This window comes from Candidatus Methylomirabilota bacterium (genome assembly GCA_035709005.1).
Lineage (GTDB): Bacteria > Methylomirabilota > Methylomirabilia > Rokubacteriales > CSP1-6 > 40CM-4-69-5.
Genome location: DASTFB010000114.1, coordinates 1 through 18,889, shown reverse-complemented (window position 1 = coordinate 18,889; position 18,889 = coordinate 1). Strand labels below are relative to the sequence as shown.

19 protein-coding genes are annotated in these 18,889 nt (G+C 69.6%); 16 read left to right on the top strand and 3 right to left on the bottom strand.

What is annotated here, in order from left to right; all coding sequences use genetic code 11:
• The 8 genes from VFR64_20650 to VFR64_20615 all read left to right on the top strand — a co-directional run.
• Positions 1–316 (top strand): hydantoinase/oxoprolinase family protein (locus tag VFR64_20650; GenBank protein ID HET9492148.1); only part of this gene is annotated, 316 nt, incomplete at its 5' end.
• The gene (locus tag VFR64_20645; protein HET9492147.1) at positions 313–2,169 is read left to right on the top strand and encodes a hydantoinase B/oxoprolinase family protein; all 1,857 of its coding nucleotides are present in this window, start codon (positions 313–315) and stop codon (positions 2,167–2,169) included. The genes VFR64_20650 and VFR64_20645, both read left to right, overlap by 4 nt.
• A complete protein-coding gene (cutA, locus tag VFR64_20640) occupies positions 2,166–4,568 on the top strand; it encodes an aerobic carbon-monoxide dehydrogenase large subunit (protein HET9492146.1) in 2,403 nt (800 codons plus the stop codon). The genes VFR64_20645 and cutA overlap by 4 nt, the downstream gene beginning before the upstream one ends.
• A 29-nt stretch (positions 4,569–4,597) precedes the next feature.
• The gene (locus VFR64_20635) at positions 4,598–6,334 is read left to right on the top strand and encodes a thiamine pyrophosphate-binding protein (protein ID HET9492145.1); all 1,737 of its coding nucleotides are present in this window, start codon (positions 4,598–4,600) and stop codon (positions 6,332–6,334) included.
• A gap of 27 nt (positions 6,335–6,361) precedes the next feature.
• Positions 6,362–6,850 carry a heme-binding protein gene (locus VFR64_20630; GenBank protein ID HET9492144.1) on the top strand — a complete coding sequence of 163 codons (489 nt, stop codon included), beginning with the start codon at positions 6,362–6,364 and terminating at the stop codon, positions 6,848–6,850.
• Between the two features lie 15 nt (positions 6,851–6,865).
• Positions 6,866–7,414 carry a VOC family protein gene (locus VFR64_20625; GenBank protein ID HET9492143.1) on the top strand — a complete coding sequence of 183 codons (549 nt, stop codon included), beginning with the start codon at positions 6,866–6,868 and terminating at the stop codon, positions 7,412–7,414.
• Entirely contained in the window at positions 7,404–8,411 is a 1,008-nt protein-coding gene (locus VFR64_20620) for a Gfo/Idh/MocA family oxidoreductase (protein HET9492142.1), read from the top strand. Before VFR64_20625 ends, VFR64_20620 begins: the two co-directional genes overlap by 11 nt.
• A gap of 8 nt (positions 8,412–8,419) precedes the next feature.
• A complete protein-coding gene (locus VFR64_20615; protein ID HET9492141.1) occupies positions 8,420–8,857 on the top strand; it encodes a hypothetical protein in 438 nt (145 codons plus the stop codon).
• Here VFR64_20615 and VFR64_20610 read toward each other — a convergent pair.
• Complete coding sequence (locus tag VFR64_20610) at positions 8,802–9,920, bottom strand: NAD(P)-dependent oxidoreductase (protein ID HET9492140.1); 1,119 nt, start codon at positions 9,918–9,920, stop codon at positions 8,802–8,804. The two genes, VFR64_20615 and VFR64_20610, sit on opposite strands and share 56 nt — an antisense overlap.
• A gap of 137 nt (positions 9,921–10,057) precedes the next feature.
• On the opposite strand from VFR64_20610, the gene VFR64_20605 reads away from it, so the two are divergent.
• The 5 genes from VFR64_20605 to VFR64_20585 are packed head-to-tail and all read left to right on the top strand — an operon-like array spanning position 10,058 to position 14,629.
• The gene (locus tag VFR64_20605) at positions 10,058–10,561 is read left to right on the top strand and encodes a cupin domain-containing protein (GenBank protein HET9492139.1); all 504 of its coding nucleotides are present in this window, start codon (positions 10,058–10,060) and stop codon (positions 10,559–10,561) included.
• 32 nt (positions 10,562–10,593) lie between these two features.
• Entirely contained in the window at positions 10,594–11,307 is a 714-nt protein-coding gene (locus VFR64_20600) for a cupin domain-containing protein (protein HET9492138.1), read from the top strand.
• A 10-nt stretch (positions 11,308–11,317) separates the two neighbouring features.
• Positions 11,318–11,683, top strand: coding sequence for a cupin domain-containing protein (locus VFR64_20595; GenBank protein ID HET9492137.1), 366 nt, complete (start codon positions 11,318–11,320; stop codon positions 11,681–11,683).
• Entirely contained in the window at positions 11,680–12,816 is a 1,137-nt protein-coding gene (locus tag VFR64_20590; protein HET9492136.1) for a cobalamin-independent methionine synthase II family protein, read from the top strand. The genes VFR64_20595 and VFR64_20590 overlap by 4 nt, the downstream gene beginning before the upstream one ends.
• Positions 12,817–12,859: 43 nt before the next feature.
• Entirely contained in the window at positions 12,860–14,629 is a 1,770-nt protein-coding gene (locus VFR64_20585; protein ID HET9492135.1) for a CocE/NonD family hydrolase, read from the top strand.
• Here VFR64_20585 and VFR64_20580 read toward each other — a convergent pair.
• Entirely contained in the window at positions 14,604–15,137 is a 534-nt protein-coding gene (locus VFR64_20580) for a GNAT family N-acetyltransferase (protein ID HET9492134.1), read from the bottom strand. The two genes, VFR64_20585 and VFR64_20580, sit on opposite strands and share 26 nt — an antisense overlap.
• Positions 15,138–15,489: 352 nt before the next feature.
• On the opposite strand from VFR64_20580, the gene VFR64_20575 reads away from it, so the two are divergent.
• The 3 genes from VFR64_20575 (at position 15,490) to VFR64_20565 (ending at position 17,878) form a co-directional block, all read left to right on the top strand.
• Positions 15,490–16,911: a DUF222 domain-containing protein gene (locus VFR64_20575; protein ID HET9492133.1), complete on the top strand. Its 1,422-nt coding sequence runs from the start codon at positions 15,490–15,492 to the stop codon at positions 16,909–16,911.
• Positions 16,912–17,058: 147 nt separating this feature from the next.
• Positions 17,059–17,538 carry a thiosulfate oxidation carrier protein SoxY gene (locus VFR64_20570; protein ID HET9492132.1) on the top strand — a complete coding sequence of 160 codons (480 nt, stop codon included), beginning with the start codon at positions 17,059–17,061 and terminating at the stop codon, positions 17,536–17,538.
• Positions 17,539–17,545: 7 nt separating this feature from the next.
• On the top strand, positions 17,546–17,878 hold the full coding sequence (locus VFR64_20565) for a thiosulfate oxidation carrier complex protein SoxZ (GenBank protein ID HET9492131.1): 333 nt from the start codon (positions 17,546–17,548) through the stop codon (positions 17,876–17,878).
• A 16-nt stretch (positions 17,879–17,894) separates the two neighbouring features.
• On the opposite strand, the gene VFR64_20560 is transcribed toward VFR64_20565, so the two are convergent.
• On the bottom strand, positions 17,895–18,818 hold the full coding sequence (locus VFR64_20560; protein ID HET9492130.1) for an aminotransferase class IV: 924 nt from the start codon (positions 18,816–18,818) through the stop codon (positions 17,895–17,897).
• Positions 18,819–18,889 lie beyond the last annotated feature (71 nt).

Genomic DNA, 18,889 nt, shown 5'->3' with positions numbered 1-18,889 from the left:
CGCGGCGAACCGTCAGCTGGTCGAGTGGGTGAATCTCCGGGTGACCGGCCTGGGGCCGGTCGAGCGTCCGAAGCTGCGGGAGCTGCCGCCCGGCGACGGCCGGGTCGAGCGGGCCCGCACCGGCCTGCGGGCGGTGGCTTTCGACGGTGCATCCCGCGATTGTCCGGTGTTCGAGCGGGCTCGCCTGGCACCCGGGGACGGCATCGCGGGCCCGGCGGTGGTGGAGGAATATGGCGCGACGACGGTCCTCTTCCCCGGGCAGCGGGCGGAGGTCGATCGACTGGGCAACATGATCATCACCCGGGCTCGGGCGTGACGGCCGTCGATCCCATCCTGCTCCAGGTGGTGGAGGGCACGCTGGCCTCGGTAGAGGCCGAGGTCGAGGCGGCCATCGAGCGGACGTCCCGCTCGCCCATGATCAGGGAAGCCCGAGACTTCCGCGCGGGCATCCACGACCGCCAGTGCCGCAAGCTCACGGGCCGCTCGTACTCGGCGCTGGTCAACCCCATCGCCCGCGACTTTCCGCTCGACACCATGCGGCCCGGCGACGTCTTCTTCCACAACGACGTCTACGGCTCCGAGGGCGGCATCGGCCACCTGCCCGACCTCTGCGTGACCGTGCCCGTGTTCGACGGCGACGACGTGGTCGCCTTCGTACAGGCCTTCGGCCATCACGACGACATCGGCGGCGCGGTGCCCGGCTCCATGCCCTCGCACGCGACCAGCGCCTATCAGGAAGGCCTCATCGTGCCCCCCGTGCGGCTGTATGCGGCCGGCCGCCCCAACGAGGACGTGCTGCGCATCCTGACGCGCAACTCGCGACTACCCGACAGCCTGCGCGGCGATCTCGACAGCGAGGTGGCGGCCTGCCGCATGGGCGCCGAACGCCTGGGCGACCTGTTCGCGCGCTACGGTCGCGCGCGGATCGAGGCCTGCTTCGACGCCATCCTGGCCAAGACGACCGAGACCTTCCGGCGCGAGCTGCTGGCGAAGATCCCCGACGGCACCTACGTGTGGGAAGACTACGCCGAGCACGACGGCGTCGATCCGCCGCGCCTGCACGCCCAGAGGATGGCGGTGACCAAGACCGCCGACCGGCTGATCATCGACTTCGCCGGGACCAGCCCCCAGGCCAAGGGCCCGATCAACCACGCCGGCGACTACGCCGACGGCGTGTTCCTCAAGAAGTGGCTGGCGCCGATCTTGAGGAATCTCGCCGACACGCCGGAGCGCATGGCCGAGCTCGACGTCAACGAGGGCGTGGTGCCCCTGATCGAGCTGCGCTTCCCGCCGCCGGGCACGCTGCTCACCCCGGTCTTCCCGGCGCCCACCAACGCCCGCACGTTCGTGATCTTGAGGCTGCTCGGCGTGCTGGCCGGCGCCATCGCCAAGGCCGTGGACGGGCGCATGCCCGCCGATCAGGAGACCATCCGCTACACCGGCTTCCACGGGGTCGACGTCGAGGGCCAGTTCTACCTCATGCGCGAGGTGCTGGGCGGCGGGTCGGGCGGGCGGTACTACGCCGACGGCTCCGACACCATCCATGTCGTCCCCGACAGCAAGAACCTCCCCGTGGAGTTCACGGAGACCCGCTTTCCGCTGGTGGTGGAGCGCCTGGGACTGGCCACCGACTCGGGAGGCGCCGGCCAGCGCCGGGGCGGGCTCGGCTACCTCAAGGAGTTCCGGGTGCTCGGGGACACCCGCTTCCTCTGCGTGGCCGACCGGTCCATCCTCTCGTGCTGGGGGCTCAAGGGCGGCCGGGCCGGGGCGCCGTTTCGCGTCACGGTCGATCCCGGCGGCCCCGCCGAGCGGCAGCTGCCCGGCCTCGTCGACGACGAGCACATCCCCGCCGGCACGCTGGTCCGCGTGGAGACCACCGGCGGCGGTGGCTGGGGCGATCCGCTGGAGCGCCAGCCGGAGCTGGTGGCCCTGGACGTCCTGCAGGGCAAGGTGAGCGCGCGGTCGGCCCGCGACGACTACGGCGTCGTGCTGGTGCCGCAGGCGGAGGGCGACCCGGCTGTCGACGAGGCGGCGACGCGAGAGCTGCGCGCCCGGATGCGGGAGCATCGAGGGCCGCAGCCGTTCTTCGACCGCGGTCCCGGTTACCGTCAGCTGGCCGGCGCCGATCACGCCCCCGTCGACTTCGTCGATGGAGACCACTCCGCGTGAGCACGCGCACCATTGGCGCCCGCATTCCGCGCAACGAGGATCCGCGCCTGCTACGCGGCCTGGGGTGCTTCGTGGACGACCTGCGCCCGGCGGGCGTGCTCCAGGCCGCCTGCCTGCGCAGCCCGCACGCTCACGCGCGGGTGGTCCGCATCGACGCGTCCCGCGCCCGGGCTCTGCCCGGCGTCCACCTCGTCGCCACCGCGGCCGAGCTGGGCGAGCTGAATGCCCCCGGCCCCTTGTTGATTCCCCATCCCGCGCTGGTCCACCCGCGCACGCAGCGTCCGCTCGCCGCCGGCGAGGTCCGCTACGTCGGCGAGATGGTCGCCTTCGTCGTGGCCGACGACCGCTACGTCGCCGAGGACGCCCTGGAGGCGATCGCCGTCGAGTACGAGCCAATGCCCGCGGTCGTGGATCCCGTCGAGGCCCTGCGCGAGGGCGCGCCGCGTGTGCACGGTGACGTGCCCGGCAACCGGGCCGCCCATTTCCCGCAGCGCGTCGGCGATCCCGACGGGGCGTTCCGGCGCGCCCACCGCGTGCTTCGCGAACGGCTCCGCATCGAGCGGAGCTGCGGCAGCCCCATCGAGACCCGGGGCGTGGTCGCCGACTGGGACAGGCGCGGCGGAATCCTCCGCGTCTGGACGTCGACGCAGGCGCCTCTGCCCATCAAGAATGGGCTGGCCCGGATGTTCGGGCTGCCCGAGTTCCAGGTCGAGGTCGTGGCCCCTGACGTCGGCGGCGGCTTCGGGACCAAGATCATGCTGTTCTATCCCGAAGAGATCCTGGTGCCGTGGGCCTCGCTGCGTCTGGGCCGGCCGGTGAAGTGGACGGAGGACCGCCGCGAGCATCTGCTGGCTGCCAACCAGGAACGCGGCCAGGTGCACGACGTCGAGGTGGCGATCGATGCCGAGGGGACGATCCTCGGGCTGCGCGATCGGTTCGTCCACGACACGGGGGCCTACACGCCGTACGGAATCGTCGTGCCGGTCATCACCGCGACCCAGCTGCCCGGCCCGTACCGTCTCCGGAACTACCAGGTCGAGTTCGACGTGGCCTATACCAACACGGTCAGCGTCAGCCCCTATCGCGGCGCCGGCCGCCCCCATGGCGTCTTCGTCATGGAGCGCGTGATCGGGCTGATCGCGCGCGAGCTGGGGCTCGAGCCGGCCGACGTGCGACGCCGCAACTTCATCCGGCCCGACGAGTTTCCCTGGGACGTGGGGCTCACCTTCCAGGACGGCGGTCCCACCCGGTACGACAGCGGCAACTACCCGGCCGGTCTGGAGATGGCGCTCGAGATCATCGGCGCCCGTGCCTTTCGCGCGCAGCAAGCCGAGGCGCGGGCCCGGGGTCGCTACCTCGGCCTCGGCGTGGCCTGCTACGTCGAGGGCACCGGCATCGGGCCCTACGAGGGCGCGCACGTCCGCGTGGAGCCCAGCGGTAACGTGTTCGTGGCGACGGGGTTGACCACGCAGGGGCAGGGACACCCGACGACCTTTGCGCAGATCGCCGCCGACGCGCTGGGCTGCGCCCCGGCCGACGTGACCGTCGTCACGGGCGACACGCGGAAGTTCAACTGGGGCGCCGGCACGTACGCGAGCCGCGGGCTGGTGACGAGCGGCAACGCCATCCACGCCGCCGCCGTCAAAGTGCGCGACAAGGCCGTACGTCTAGCCGCCAGCCTGCTGGAGGTCTCAGCGGACGACCTGGAGGTCGTCGACGGCGCCGTCCGCGTCCGGGGGGCGCCGGACAAGGCCCTGGCCCTGGGGGCGCTGGCCACGGTGGCGAACCCGATCCGCTACGCCTACGGCAAGGAAGCGACGGAGGCGGCCCTGCGGCTGGTCAAGCCTCGGGCCGGCGCCGTGCTCGAGGCGGGAGAGGAGCCGGGGCTCGAGGCTTTCGGGTACTACGCCCCACCGCACTCCACGTTCGCCAGCGGCTGCCACGCCGTCGTCGTCGATGTCGACATCGCGACCGGTCGGGTGGAGGTGCTCCGCTACGTCGTGCAGCACGACTGCGGGACCATCGTCAACCCCACGATCGTGGACGGGCAGATCCGCGGCGGCGTCGCCCAGGGGCTCGGCGGCGCGCTCTACGAGCGCATCGTCTACGATGCGAGCGGCCAGCCGCTCACGACGACGTTCATGGACTTTCTGATGCCGACCGCCATGGAGGTGCCCGACATCGAGGTGGCGCATCTGGAGACCCCCTCGCCGCTGAACCCGCTCGGCATCAAGGGCGTCGGCGAGGCGGGCGCCATTCCGGGCCCGGCCGTGCTGGCCGAGGCGATCGAGGATGCGTTGACGCCGCTGGGCATCCGGCTCCGCGAGATGCCGCTCGAGCCCGGCCGGCTGCGCAGCCTGCTGGAGGCGCGGTTGACGGGCCGGTCCCCGCGGCCGTAGACTCGCCCGCGCCTCACGAGGAAACCACCATGGACACCACGGGACTGAGCGGGGCCGAAGCGCTGCTTCGCTTGCTGCACGAGATGGGCGTGGAGTGGATCTTCGCCTCGCCCGGCTCGGAATGGTCGCCGGTCTGGGAGCACCTGGCCAAGCCGTCGGGGGCCGAGCGGCAGATCCCACGGTATTGCTCCACGCGCCACGAGGAAGTGGCGGTCGCCATGGCCAGCGGCTACGCCAAGGCGTCGGGCAAGCTGCCGGCGGCGATGATCCACACGACCGTGGGCGCCCTGCACGCCACCATGGCGTTGCGCGCCGCGGTGCACGAGCAGATCCCGATGGTCGTGCTCGCCGGCGAGTCGATCGGCTTCAGCGAGGGACCCGGTCACGACCTGGGCCAGCAGTGGCTCCGGCTCCTGGCCGACGTCGGCGGGCCGGCCCGGCTCGTGGAGCCCTGCGTCAAGTGGAGCCTGGCCCTGAACACGCCGGCCATCCTGCCTGCTGCGATCCAGCGGGCCTGTCAACTCGCTCTCGCCGCGCCTCAAGGGCCGGTGTTCGTCTCGGTCCCGATGGAGTACCTGCTCGAGCCGACGACGACCGCGGCGCCGTCGGCGGCGGGCTACGCTCTGGAGCCGGCCGCGGCCCCCGAGGCGATCGAGGCGCTAGCGGAGGCGCTCGTCGGCGCGGGCCACCCGGTGATCCTCACCGAGGAGGCGGGCCGCAGCGTGCGGGCGGTGGAGCATCTGGTCGCCCTCGCCGAGCTGCTCGGGGCACCGGTGGTCGAGGGCTGGCACCCCCAGTACCTGAATTTCCCACGAACCCATCCGCTCTATGCGGGGGTCGGCCCGTCCACGCACGTCGCCGCCTATCTGAAGGAGGCCGACGTGGCATTCCTGGTCGGCGCCGTGGCGCCCTGGCATCCGCCCTCGTCGGCGCCGGGTCCCGGCACGAAGGTGGTGGTCCTGGCCGACAACCCGTTCCGGCCGCAGCTGCCCTTCTGGGGCTATCGCACGGATCTGGTGGCCGCCGGCGGCCTCGAGCCGTCGCTGGCCTTGCTCGTCGAGCGTGTGCGGGAACGTCTGGCTCCCGGCAAGCGGGCCGATGCCATCGAGCGGTGGCAGCGTCGCCATCAGAGCAGGCGAGACGCGCTGCGCGCGGAGGCGCAGGCGGCCGGAACCCGGACGCCGCTCGACACCCGCTGGGTGATCCACGAGCTGAATCAGATCCTGCCGGCGGATGCGGCGGTCGTCGACGAGACGATCACGCATCGACTGGACATCCACCGCTTCCTCGACCGGTTGCAGCCGGGCCAGTTCTTCGAGGGCTGCTTCGGCGGCCTGGGTACCGGCCTGGGCACCGCGCTCGGCGTGAAAGCGGCCGGCCCCGACCGCACGGTGATCGCCCTGATCGGCGACGGCGCCTTCAATTACAACCCGGTGCTGGCCGCGCTCGGCGCCAGCCAGGAGCACCGGATGCCGATCCTGATCGTGCTCTTCGACAACTCCGGCTATCTGTCACAGAAGACCGGAGTCGTGCGCCACTATCCCGAGGGCTGGGCCGTGCAGTCGAACACCTTCGTCGGCACCTCCATCGCTCCGCGGCCGGACTATCCGGCCATGGCGCGCGCCTTTGGAGGCCATGGCGAGCTGGTAGAGGCGCCCGGCCAGGTGCGGGCCGCCCTGGAGCGAGGCTTGCAGGCGGTGGCGAGCGGGCGGGTCGCCCTCGTGGCCATGGCTCTGCAGCCCATCAACAACACAGAGGCTCCGTAGCACGCCGGAACTCACAAGGAGACCCCCATGAGAATGAACCGGATCTCGTCTCTGGTCGTCGGCAGCGCGGTGATCCTGGCAGCCGCCTCGGCAAGCGCCCAGGGGCCGATGCCGTACGGGCCGCCCATCACCCTGGCCCAGGCCAAGAAGGTGATGGCGGACGCAGAGGCCGAAGCGATGAAGAACAAGTGGGCCGTGGTCATCACCATCCTCGACTCGGGCGGCAACGTCGTGATGGTCCAGCGCCTGGATAACGCCCAGTTCGGCAGCATTGCAGTCTCCAAGGACAAGGCGTTCTCGGCGGTGGCCTTCCGCCGACCCACCAAGGTGTTCCAGGATGGCCTCGCCAAGGGCGGTCCGAATATGCGGCTGCTGCAGCTCAGCGGGGCGAGTACCCTGGAGGGCGGGATCCCGATCGTCGCTGACGGCAAGGTCGTCGGCGGGATCGGGGTCTCAGGCGCGACCGGCGAGCAGGATGCCCAGGTCGCGAAGGCGGGAGCCGACTCCGTGAAGTAAGTAAGGAGAATGACGATGACCACGCAGGCCGTGTTCAGCCACCTGGGAATCAACGTGACCGACCTCGACCGCATGGAGGACTTCTACACGCGTGTCCTCGGCCTGCTCGTCAGCGATCGGGGCTCGCTCAAGGACGGCCCGACCCTGCTCTTCCTCTCGCGCGATCCCGACCAGCATCACCAGATCGTCCTGGTGACGGGCCGGCCGCCCGGGGCCGACTACAACGTCGTCAACCAGATCTCGTTCAAGGTCCCGACGCTGGCCGATCTCAAGTCGATGTACGCCCGCCTGCGTGAGGAGGGCGTCAAGGAGTACCGCATCGTCACCCACGGCAACGCCTGGTCGGTGTACTTCCCCGATCCCGAGGGCAATCGCGTGGAGCTCTTCGTCGATACCCCCTGGCACACCCCTCAGCCGTTCGCCGAGCCGTTCGACATCGAGGCGCCCGTGGAGGCCATCATGGCCCGGACCGAGGCCATCTGCCGGAGCCGCCCCGGATTCGTGTCGCGCGCGGACTGGCGGCAGGCGCAAGTGGCGCGGATGGGAGTAACCAGTGGCCGCTGAGCCTGCCCGCCCGGTGCGTGTGGCGTCCGCCGGTGTCGGGGGCTGGGGGCGGACGCTCGCCGACGCGGTGGCCAAGGGGACCGGCCTGCGCATCGTCGCCTGCACCAGCCGAACCCCCGAGACCCGCGCGGCCTTCGCCAAGACCTACGGGTGCCGCGATCTGCCGAGCTTTGAGGCGGTTCTGGCCGACCCGGAGGTCGAGGGCGTCATCATCACGACGCTCCACTCGGCTCACGCCGACCAGATGGTCGCGGCGGCCAAGGCCGGTAAACACGTCTTCGTGGAGAAGCCATTCGCCCTCACGCTGGCCGACGCCCGGCGCGCCGCCGACGCATGCCGGCAGGCGGGCGTCGTGCTGGCGGTGGGGCATCAGCGGCGCCGGCAGGCGGCCAGCCGGGCCCTCAAGCGCCTCATCGACGAGGGCGCCCTGGGACGCGTGGTCCAGATCGAGGGCAACTTCTCGGCCGACATCGGCTTTTCCTTCAAGCCCGGGGTCTGGCGGCTCGTGCGGGCCGAGACACCGGGAGGCGCCATGACCAACCTGGGGATCCACCACGTCGACACCTACCAGTACTTTCTCGGCCCCATCGCCCGCGTGACGGCCTTCTCTCGCCGGGTAGCTCTCCCGGACGCCGAGATCGACGACACCACCTCCATCCTCTTCGAGTTCGCGTCGGGCAGCCTCGGCTACCTCGGCACCTCGTGGGTGCACGCGAACCGCGGGTCAGCGATCACGCTGCACGGCACCGAGGCCCAGGCCTGGCACGAGGCCGACGGGGCGCGCCTGCTGCTCGCTCGCCGCGGCCAGGCCGAGCGGACGGCGGTGCCGCTGACGCCGGTGGACCCGATCGTGGAGGAGCTGACCGAGTTCGCCCGCTGCGTGCGGGAGAGGACCAGGCCGGAGGTCGATGGCGAGGTGGGCGTGTCCACGATCGCCGTGCTGGAGGCGATCGTCCAGTCGTCCGACGCCGGCCGCGCGGTGGACATCGCGCGCTAGGAGCGTTCATGGCCACCATTCCCAGGGCGCTGCACGAGCACATCAACACGGCCTTCCCCGCCAACGTCTGTCTGGTGGCGACGGTGCTGCCGAACGGCTTCGCCCAGGTGAGCCCCCGGGGCAGCACGATGGTCTACGACGACGAGCACCTCGCGCTGTGGGAGCGGGGCCGGGGCTCCACGAACGCCAACCTCAATGACGGCACCAAGATCACCGTCTTCCTGCGCAAGGCCCAGCTTCGCGAGAGCGGCCTCTTGCCGAAGGGCGGCGTGGCGCGCTTCTACGGCACCGCCAAGATCCACAAGGCCGGCCCCGTCTACGAGGAGATCTGGAGACGGCTCATTCAACCGGAGAAGGAGCGCGATCCCGACAAGAAGGGCTTCGGGGTGCTCATCCGGGTCGAGCGGGCCGAGGATCTGGACGGGCGGCCCCTGGAGCTGAAGTAGCCAAGACGCTCGCGCCGCCGAAGCGGCGCTCCCAGCGAGGGATGACCTCCGTGTTGTAGACGTTGTCGGGCACCTCGCCCCGCAGGGCGCAGAGCACCGAGTCGGTGGCCCAGCGGATGCCCGGCCCCAGCCCGCTGCCCACGTTGGCCGAGACCATGTGCGGGGAGAGCAGGACCTTGTCGCCCAGATTGCGCAAGGGGCTGTCCAGCGAGAGCGGCTCTTCCTCGAAGACGTCCAGCGCGGCGCCGGCGATCTGCCCCTTCAGCAAGGTTTCGATGAGGGCTGGCTCCTGCACGCAGGGGCCCCGCGACGTGTTGATCAGAATGGCGGTGGGCTTCATCAACGCCAGCTCGGGCGCGCCGATCATGTGCCGCGTTTCCCGGGTCAGCACGACGTGCAGGCTCACGACGTCGGACTCGTGGAGCAGCGTGGGCAGGTCTACGCGGCTGACGCCGTACTGGGCGAATTTGGCCTCGGGAACGTACGGGTCGGTGGCCAGGAGCTTCACGTTCCAGGGCCGCAGCAGCGTGGCCACGCGGCTACCGATCCGGCCCAGGCCGATGAGCCCGATGGTGAGGCCCGGGTACCCGTCGGCACGCGCCCCCACGTACGTCCCCTGCAGGCCGGGGTCTCGCCAGCCTCCATTCGCCTTCAGGTGCCGGTCCCGCTCCCGGGCTTTCTTGAGCATCGTCAGCATGGCCGCGATGGTGCCCTCGGCCACGCCGCCCCAGTTGGATTCGGTGGGGCTGTGCGTGACCAGGATGCCCAGCTCCGTCGCCGCCTCCACGTCCACGTCGTCCACGCCGATCGTGTACTTGGCCACGATGCGCAGCCGATCCGAGCTCTTCATGATGGCGCGGCTGATGGGCGTGCTGCGGATCGACGTGCCCACCAGGGCATCGCAGCCTTTGGCCAGCACCGCCATCTCGGCTTCGTTGTGCCCCTGGGGGGTGTCCCAGGACGCTTTGCCCAGGACCAGCTCACACCCGTGCTCCTCGAGCTTCTCGTGCGAGGCGCCGGTCTGATCGGCAGGCGCGAAGATCAAGACCCTGGCTGCGCTCATGGCCCGATGCTCCGTCGCGGCGCCCCGAGTTGTCAAGGACCGTGCGGGAAAGCCATCTTGACTTGGCTGCGCCGGGCGCTTAGCGTCTGCGTCACCCCAGGGCGGTTCCCCCCCCCGACACAGGAAGGAGCCACGCGATGGCCGTGAAGAAGAAGGTCGCGAGAAAGGCAGCCGTGAAGAAGGTCGCCGCCAAGCCGATCGCCGCGAGGCCGAAGACGGAAGGCGCCATCAAAGCCGGAAGCGGACGTTACACGTTCGACCTCGACCGGCTGAACACGATCGACGCCGGCCCCGGTTACTCCACCTCCCATGGGCCCGTCGTCGAGGGCGAGCGCATCCAGATCGGCTTGATGCGGATGCCGCGGGGCACCGGCAGCCGGCCCCACAGCCATCCCAACGAGCAGTGGATCTACGTCATGCAGGGAACGCTGGAGAGCGAGGTGGCCGGCGTGAAGTCACGCGGGGAAGCCGGCTCCCTGATCTACATCCCGGCCAACGCCGTGCATGCGGCGATGGCGACGCCGGACGCGGACGTCGTCTTCCTCACGGCCAAGGATATGTCGCACGGGATCGCTGGCAAGGCCGTGGACGGCTCGAGCTCGGGGGCGGCGTACGCGCGGGGCTTCGCCCCGAGTCGCTAGTCGTCTACGGATCGGCACGCGGGAGACACGACATGCCGGTATTCAAGTGGAGCGAGCTGGAAGAGAGAATGCTCTATCCCGAGCACAGCCCGGCCACTGGCTCCGTGCTCCGGGGGGAGAAGATCGCGGTGGCCCGCGTGCGCTATCCGGGCGGCAGCAAGGTGCCCAGCCACGCCAGCCGCCGCGAGCAGGTGCACTCCATCCTGCGCGGGCAGGCGACCTATCGCGTGGGCGACGACGAAAAGCTGGTCGGGCCGGGCGAGGCCGTCCTGATTCGCCCCAACACCGTGCACGAGGTCCAGGTCCTGACCGACATGGAGGTGATCGGATTCCAGGACGTGGGGCCGCTGGCCAGCGTCGGGCCCGGCGGGGCGGGAGGTCCGGTCTTCTTCAAGTGGGAGGAGATGGAGTCCGACTTCATCACGCCCAAATATTCATCGGGACGCGGGCCGACCATCACCGGGGAACGGATCGAGGTGGCGTACATGTTCTATCCCGCGGGGACGGAGGGCAAGCCCCACGCGCACCCTAACGAGCAGATCCAGGTCGCGCTGCAGGGCAAGGTCCGCGGGTTCATCGGCGGCGAAGAGAATCTGATCGAGGCCGGCGGCGGTATGCTGTTCCCGCCGAACGTCGAGCACGGGATCAAGATTCTGGAGGACTACACCGTCATCAACTGCAAGGACATCGTCCCGGGCTGGAGCGTCTACCACGCGCGTTGGGAGCGGGAGCCCGCGCGGTCCTAGGGAGGACAGGATGGACATTCTCGATCTGCGAGGCTCGCTGAAGTTCTCCCCCGACCACCACGTCTACACCACGCTGGCCGACACCCCGCACTGCTCCATCAGCGTGGTCGGCTGGGAGCCGGGTCAGACCTCGCCCATCCACTCTCATCCCACGGCCGACGAGATCTACTACATTCTCGAGGGCGAAGGGCTCTTCAACGACGGGCGCCGGGAGATCAAGCTGGGGCCTGGCGCCACCGTCATCTTTCCGGCCGGCGAGGTGCACCGCGTCCAGAGCCTGACCCGCATGGTGCTGTACCGGGTGCAGGCGGGACCCGACCGGCATCCCGAGCCCGTGAAGGCCTGGCCGGCGCGTGAGGACCAGCCCGGCCCATGAAACGCAGCACCACCCGCATCCTCACCACGCACACCGGCAGCTTGCCTCGACCCCGGGACCTGCTCGCCCTGCTGCGCGAGCGCGAAGAAGGCCGGCTGGTCGACGAGGCGGCGTTTCACGCGCGCGTACGATCGGCGGTCGCCGAGGCGGTGAAGAAGCAGGTCGAGCTCGGCGTGTCGGTCGTCAACGACGGCGAGCAGGGCCGGGCCGACTACACGATCTACGTCAAGGACCGGCTGACGGGGTTCGAAGGGGAGAGCACGCCCTGGCCCAACCCGGATGCCGAAGAGTTCCCCGAGTGGACCGAGCTCGCCCGGCAGTTCGCGCCGCCGTTCCAGAAGCGGCCGGCCTGCACGGGCCCGGTCACCTGGAAGGACTGGCCGGCGGTGGAGCGGGACATCGAGACCCTGAAGGCGGCGACCGCCGGCGCCGGCGAGGAGGTCTTCATGACCTCGCCCTCACCCGGCCAGATCGGGCGGTTCCTGCAGAACCGGTACTACTCGAGCGATGAGCTCTTTCTGGCCACGCTGGCTGACGTGATGAAGCGCGAGTACCGGGCCATCGTGGACGCCGGATTCATCCTGCAGCTCGACTGTCCGGACCTGGCCCTGGGCCGGCACACCCAGTTCGCCCATCTGACTCTGGCCGAGTTCCGCAAGGTGGCGGCCATGCACGTGGAAGTCCTCAACCACGCCGTCGCCGACATTCCCGCCGAACGGATGCGCATGCACATCTGCTGGGCCAGCACCGGCGGTCCCCACCACCGCGACGTTCCCCTGAAGGACATCGTGGACATCGTGATCGCGGGGCGTCCGGCCGGGCTCGTGTTCGCGGCCGCCAATCCCCGCCACGAGCACGAGTGGAAGGTGTGGAAGGACGTGAAGCTGCCCGCGGGCAAGCTCCTCATCCCCGGAGTGATCGACACCACCAGCAACTTCATCGAGCACCCGGAGCTGGTGGCGGAGCGCATCGGACGGTACGCCCAGGTGGTGGGGCGGGAGAACGTCATCGCCGGCTGCGACTGTGGGTTCGGGACCTTCGCCGGGCGCGTTCAGGTCGACACCAACATCGTGTGGCACAAGCTGCGCTCGCTGGTGGAGGGAGCCCACCTGGCCTCCCGCGAGCTCTGGTGAGGGCGTTCGGGCCTCTTTAGGCGCCTGCAAGGAGATCACCAGCATGAGCGAATTCCCCGACGTGAAGGCGCGCACCGAGATCCGCGACGGCATGCGCATCACCTGGCACGAGGCGATCCCCATGGAGGACGGCCTCGTGCTCCGGGCCGACGTCTTCCGGCCGATCGAGGACGACCGGTATCCGGTGATCGTCAGCTACGGGGTGTACGCGAAGGGCCTGGCGTTCCCGGAGGGGTATCCCCACCAGTGGGGGAAGATGATCGCGGACCACCCCGAGATCCTCCAGGGTTCGACCAACAAGTACCAGAACTGGGAGACCACCGATCCCGAGCGCTGGGTCCCGCACGGCTACGTCGTGATCCGGGTGGACTCCCGGGGCGCCGGCTGGTCACCAGGCTTCATGGATTGCAATTCGGCCCGAGAGATCGAGGACCTGTACCGGTGCATCGAGTGGGCGGGGACCCAGCCGTGGTGCAACGGCAAGGTCGGCATGCTGGGCATCTCCTACTACGCGTCGAACCAGTGGCGCGTGGCCGGGATGCACCCGCCGCACCTGGCCGCGATCATCCCGTGGGAAGGTCAGAACGATCGCTACCGCGACTCCGGCTACCACGGCGGCATCCTGAGCCAGTTCCAGGAGCGCTGGGCCAAGCATCAGGTCTCCGCCATCCAGTACGGGATGGGACAGCGCGCCCGGAAGAACCCGAACACCGGCGAGTCGGTGGCGGGGCCCATCACGCTGTCCGACGAGGAGCTGGCCAAGAATCGGGTGAACGTCTACGAGGAGCTCAAGAAGCATCCGCTCGACGACGAGTGGCACCGCTCACGCTCGGCCGATCTGTCGCGTGTGACGACGCCCCTGCTCAGCTGCGCCAACTGGGGCGGTCAGGGCATCCATCCCCGCGGCAACTTCAACGGCTTCGTGGACGCGCCGGCCGCGCAGAAGTGGCTGGAGGCCCATGGCGACTCACACTGGTCGCTCTTCTACAGCGCCTACGGCCTGGATCTCCAGAAGCGGTTCTTCGACTATTTCCTCAAGGGCATCGACAACGGCTGGGACAAGACCCCGCGGGTCATGCTGAACATCCGCCATCCCGGGGAGAAGTTCGTCCTGCGCGCCGAGCGCGAATGGCCGCTGGCCCGCACCCGGTGGACCAAGCTCTACCTCGACCCGGTCGGTCTGGCCCTGAGCCCGACGCCCGTCGCCCGCGCCGGCGAGGTGGCCTATGAGGCTCTGGGCAACGGAGTGACCTTCTGGTTGCCTCCGGTGGAGCAGGAGACGGAGATCACGGGACCGATGGCGGCCAAGCTCTTCGTGTCGTCCTCCACGAGGGACGCCGACCTGTTCCTGATCGTCCGGGTGTTCGACCCGCAGGGCAAGGAAGTGACCTTCATGGGCTCGACCGATCCCAACACCCCGATCGCCAACGGCTGGCTGCGCGCCTCGCACCGCCGGCTCGACTCCCTGCGCAGCAGGCCCTACCAGCCGTACCATCCCCACGACCGCGTGGAACCACTCACCCCGGGCGCGGTGTACGAGTGCGACGTGGAGATCGTCCCCTCCTGCATCGTGGTGCCCGCGGGCTGGCGGGTGGCGCTCACCGTGCGCGGGAAGGATTACGAGTACGAGGGAGAGCTCTCCGAGTTCGCCAGGAAGTTCCACTACGCCACCCGGGGGACGGGCGGCATGACCCACGACGATCCCGACAACCGGCCCAAGGACGTCTTCGGCGGCACGGTGACCCTGCACGCCGGCGGCGGGCGGGACGCCTACCTGCTGCTGCCGATCATCCCGAATGCGGGTGGGGCCTAGGGCGTAGCAGCGCGTAGACGACCGCGTCGTGCTGCCGACCGTGCAGATGTAGCCGATCGTGGGCGAGCCCCTCGCGGATCGCTCCGCTCTTTTCCGCCACCCGATGACTGGCCGCGTTGCCGACGGCCACCACGATCTCGAGACGTGCGAGATCCGTCTCCCGAAAGGCGAAATCGGCCAGCGCGGGGACGGCCGCGGTGGCGATACCTCGCGCCCTGGCTGAGGTGCGCACCCAGTAACCCAGATTCGCGACTCGGTGCCCGCGGTTGAGCTGATTGAGTCCGCACCCTCCGAGGTAGCGATCGTCCTGATCCACGATGGCGAAGTTGTACTCCACGCCCTGAGCCCACGTGGCCTCGCAGTGCGCGATCCAGGCGCGACTGTCCTCCAGCGAGTATCCGGAACGCGCCCACGGCATCCAGGGAAAGATCTGCTCGACCGATTCCCGGGCTGCTTCGAGCAGCCGCTCGGCGTCATCGGGGCGGTACCGGCGGATCAGGATGGGCACGCGTCGGCACTCTTCCTCACGAATCATATGGGCATTTAGTGTGACGCCACGTAATCGGTACAGCAACTGTGGGGATGGCGCTACCAAGAGTATGGGGCAGCGGCAGGAAGAGTTCCTGGAGACGCTTCTACGAAAAATCGGGCGCAATTTCCCCTTGACAATCTCCCTGAATGACAACGGCGCTCGGTCGGCACTACGCAGCAGATGCTCCCTTTGCGTGGCGCGTTGATCGCACGATGAGCGTTCGGAGGCGAGAGAGGGAAAACGGCGTATGTCCGTGGATCGCCCCTCCTGGCGCCAGCCAGGTGGCTCCGAAATCAGGGTGTAGAGTCGCTCCAACGAAGGGGGCGCCATGGAGATTCACTCGTCGATTCGCATTGCCACCGACGATCGCACCGCAGAGCTCGACCGGCTGGGCGACGAGATCGCCGAGCTGGCGGCCCACCTGGACGCCGCGACCGCCCGCCTCCTGGATCTGATTCGCGAGTTCGACGCGCGCGGCGGCTGGGGCAACGGATTCAAGTCCTGCGCCCACTGGCTGGCGTGGCGGGTGGGGATGGACCTGGGGGCGGCGCGCGAGCGCGTCCGTGTGGCGCGGGCTCTGGGTGGACTGCCGTTGCTGGCCCAGGCGTTGGCCCGCGGGGAGCTCTCGTACGCCAAGGTGCGGGCTTTGACCCGCGTAGCCACCGCCGAGACCGAAGAACGTCTGCTCGCGGTCGGGCGGGCCGGGACGGCCGAGCACGTCGAGCGGATCGTGCGGGGCTGGCGCAAGGTCGACCGGCAGGCCGAAGCTCAGGAAGCCGCACGGCGGCACAGGAGCCGGGCGCTGCACGTGTATCAGGATGAAGACGGCATGGTGGTCCTGCGCGGGCGGCTGGAGCCCGAGGTCGGCGCGCTGGTCGTGCAGGCGCTGACGGCGGCCCGGGAGGCGCTGTGTCAGAAAGCGCGCGCCATGGAGCAGCAGCGCCCCGCCGAGACGGACCCCAGCTCGGCCGACGTTCCTGCGGGAGCATCCTCCTTTTACCCGGACACGTCCACGCTGGCTCAGCAGCAGGCCGACGCCCTGGCGCTGCTGGCCGAGACGGCCCTGCACCACGGGCTCGAGCCCGGGACCCCGGGGGAGCATTATCAGGTGGTGGTCCACGTCGACGCCGAGGTCCTGGCGGACCAGGACGCACCCGGTCAGTCCGTCCTCGAGGAGGGCACACGCGTTTCCGCGGAAACGTCCCAGCGCCTGGCGTGCGATACCAGTCGAGTTGTGATGCGCCACGACCAGGAGGGCCGCCTGCTGGAAGTCGGCGCTCGAACGCGCACGATCCCGCCGGCTTTACGCAGGGCGCTCCAGCATCGGGACCGCGGCTGCCGCTTCCCCGGCTGTGGCGTGCGCTTCGGCCAGGGGCATCACATCCGCCACTGGGCTCAAGGTGGCCCAACGACACTCTCGAACCTCACGCTGCTCTGTCGCAACCACCACCGGGCGGTCCACGAGGAGGGCTTTCAGGTCGATCGAGGGCCCGACGGGACGCTGCGATTCCGCAGACCGGATGGCCGCCTCCTGCCTGAAGCGCCGGAGCCTGCCGCAGCACCCGCCAATCCGGTGCACGTGCTTCGTGCCGGACACATCGCGCAGGGCCTCAGCATCCACGCACGGACGTCGTGTCCAGGCTGGCTGGGGGACCATCTTGATGTCGGCTGGGCGATCGACGTCCTTCATCCACGGGCTCTCGGGGAACCCCCCTCATCGCCCCCCGAGTCCGTGGAGAACGTTGAATAGCGGCGATCCGGCAGCCCTAAGTCCAGGACCACGCCGAAGGAAGTCCATACCCGCCATCGCAGCTACCCGGCGCCGGCGCTGTCAATATCCACCCACTAACCTCGTGCCCCGGCTGGCTCGGGGAGCGGCCGGAGGTATACTTCCCGCATGACCCGGCGCGCGCTGTTCAGGGTCCTCGGAATGCTCGGGCTCGTCGGGACGGGCGGGGCGGTGCCACTCGTGGCCCCCCGTCCGGCCCAGGCACAGCAGTTCGGCGTGCACGAGAGCGTGCAGGACGGGCTGAAGCGGCTGTTCGGCAGCCGTCCGCTGCAGGACGGGGCCCGGACGGTCACGCTGGAGGTCCCGCTCATCGCCGAGAACGGCGCGGTCGTGCCGGTCTCAGTGGAGGTCGGCGCGCCGATGACGGCGGGCAAGTGGGTCAAGCACGTGTACTTCGTCGCCGACAAGAACCGTATCCCGATCATCGCGCGCGCCACGCTGACCCCGGAAGCCGGTCAGGCCCTCGTCGGGGCCACCGTGCGGCTGGGAGAGACGGGCGACGTGCGGGCCATCGCCGAGCTCAGCGACGGCACGCTGCTCCAGGTCAAGCGCGAGGTGAAGGTGACGTTCAGCGGGTGCGGAGGCTAGGCGCCCGATGCCCGAGATCGGCAAGGTCCGGATCCGGGTCCCGACCAACATCACGGCGGGCGACACCGTGCGCGTGCGCACGCTGGTGATCCACCCGATGGAGCGCGTGGAGCGCGACAAGCAGGGGCAGATCGTCCGGCGGAATTACCACTACATCAATCGGGTCGAGGTCGCCTATCTCGGCAAGACGATCATCGCCTTCGACACGACTCAGAGCGTCAGCGAGAACCCCTCGTTCACCTTCGCGTTCAAGGCCACCGGTCCCGGGCCGCTACGGGTGACCTTCCGCGACACCCACGGCGGCACCTACGAAGGGACAGCCGACATCCGGTTCGCCTGAGCCGGCGGGACAGCCCCTAGAGGGTCACCGGCTTGTAGGTGGGTGTGCGCCATTCCGGGTGGCGGGTGTCCACGCCACGCACCAGATCCATGTAGGCCTTGGCGATGCTCCGGGTGATCGGTCCAACCTCGCCGGTGCCCAGCGGGAAGCGATCGATGGACGTGATGGGCGTGATCTCGTAGCCGCTGCCGCAGAGGAACGCCTCCTCGGCGGTGTAGAGCTCGGTGCGGTCGATGTCCCGCTCGACTACCTCCATGCCCAGCACGGTGGGGCAGAGGTACTCCATCAGCGTCGTCCGGGTGATCGACTCGAGGATGTCGTTGCTGGTGCCCGGGGTGACGATGCGCCCCTTGCGGACCATCATGAAGGTGGCCCCGGTGCCCTCGGCGACCTTGCCCCGCTGGTTCAGCATGACCAGGTCGTCGTAGCCGTCGGCCTTGGCCTGCAGCCGGGCCAGGCGGCCGTTCTGGTAGTTGGCCCCGCACTTGAGGCGGATGGGGATGGCGTTGTCGGACGTCCGTACCCACGACGACACGCAGCAGGCCAGTCCCTTGCCTTCCGTGACCCGTGGCCGCTTGCGGGGATTGATGTAGAGGCCGGTGGGCGTCGTGGAATCCAGGCCGGGACCCAGCACGTAGGCCACCATGTGCATGTGCACGTCCTCGCGGACGTCGTTGCCGGCCAGCACGCTGCGTACGGCCGCGTAGAGGTCGTCGTCCCCGTAGGGCACCTTGAAGCGCATCATCTTCATCGACTCGCGCAGGCGGGCGAAGTGGTCGGCCAGCCGGAAGGCGTGCAGCTCCCCATCGCGGTCGTTCCAGTACGCGCGGAGGCCCTCGAACACGTTGGTCGCGTAGAACACCGCGGCGCTGTTGACGGGAAGCACCGCCTGGGCCTGCTCCACGAGCGTGCCGTTCATCCAGATCTTGAAGTCCGCCATCGTCGCTCCTCGTCGAGTCGAAGGGTGAGGTGCGGATGCTACCATAGCGGCGCATGACCCGCACCCGTGCC

Excerpts from the sequence above, each read along its gene's own strand:
- VFR64_20635 (HET9492145.1), top strand. The coding sequence starts at position 4,598 with ATGGACACCACGGGACTGAGCGGGGCCGAAGCGCTGCTTCGCTTGCTG.
- VFR64_20630 (HET9492144.1), top strand. The coding sequence starts at position 6,362 with ATGAGAATGAACCGGATCTCGTCTCTGGTCGTCGGCAGCGCGGTGATC.
- VFR64_20625 (HET9492143.1), top strand. The coding sequence starts at position 6,866 with ATGACCACGCAGGCCGTGTTCAGCCACCTGGGAATCAACGTGACCGAC.
- VFR64_20615 (HET9492141.1), top strand. The coding sequence starts at position 8,420 with ATGGCCACCATTCCCAGGGCGCTGCACGAGCACATCAACACGGCCTTC.
- VFR64_20610 (HET9492140.1), bottom strand. The coding sequence starts at position 9,920 with ATGAGCGCAGCCAGGGTCTTGATCTTCGCGCCTGCCGATCAGACCGGC.
- VFR64_20605 (HET9492139.1), top strand. The coding sequence starts at position 10,058 with ATGGCCGTGAAGAAGAAGGTCGCGAGAAAGGCAGCCGTGAAGAAGGTC.
- VFR64_20600 (HET9492138.1), top strand. The coding sequence starts at position 10,594 with ATGCCGGTATTCAAGTGGAGCGAGCTGGAAGAGAGAATGCTCTATCCC.
- VFR64_20595 (HET9492137.1), top strand. The coding sequence starts at position 11,318 with ATGGACATTCTCGATCTGCGAGGCTCGCTGAAGTTCTCCCCCGACCAC.
- VFR64_20590 (HET9492136.1), top strand. The coding sequence starts at position 11,680 with ATGAAACGCAGCACCACCCGCATCCTCACCACGCACACCGGCAGCTTG.
- VFR64_20585 (HET9492135.1), top strand. The coding sequence starts at position 12,860 with ATGAGCGAATTCCCCGACGTGAAGGCGCGCACCGAGATCCGCGACGGC.
- VFR64_20575 (HET9492133.1), top strand. The coding sequence starts at position 15,490 with ATGGAGATTCACTCGTCGATTCGCATTGCCACCGACGATCGCACCGCA.
- VFR64_20570 (HET9492132.1), top strand. The coding sequence starts at position 17,059 with ATGACCCGGCGCGCGCTGTTCAGGGTCCTCGGAATGCTCGGGCTCGTC.
- VFR64_20565 (HET9492131.1), top strand. The coding sequence starts at position 17,546 with ATGCCCGAGATCGGCAAGGTCCGGATCCGGGTCCCGACCAACATCACG.
- VFR64_20560 (HET9492130.1), bottom strand. The coding sequence starts at position 18,818 with ATGGCGGACTTCAAGATCTGGATGAACGGCACGCTCGTGGAGCAGGCC.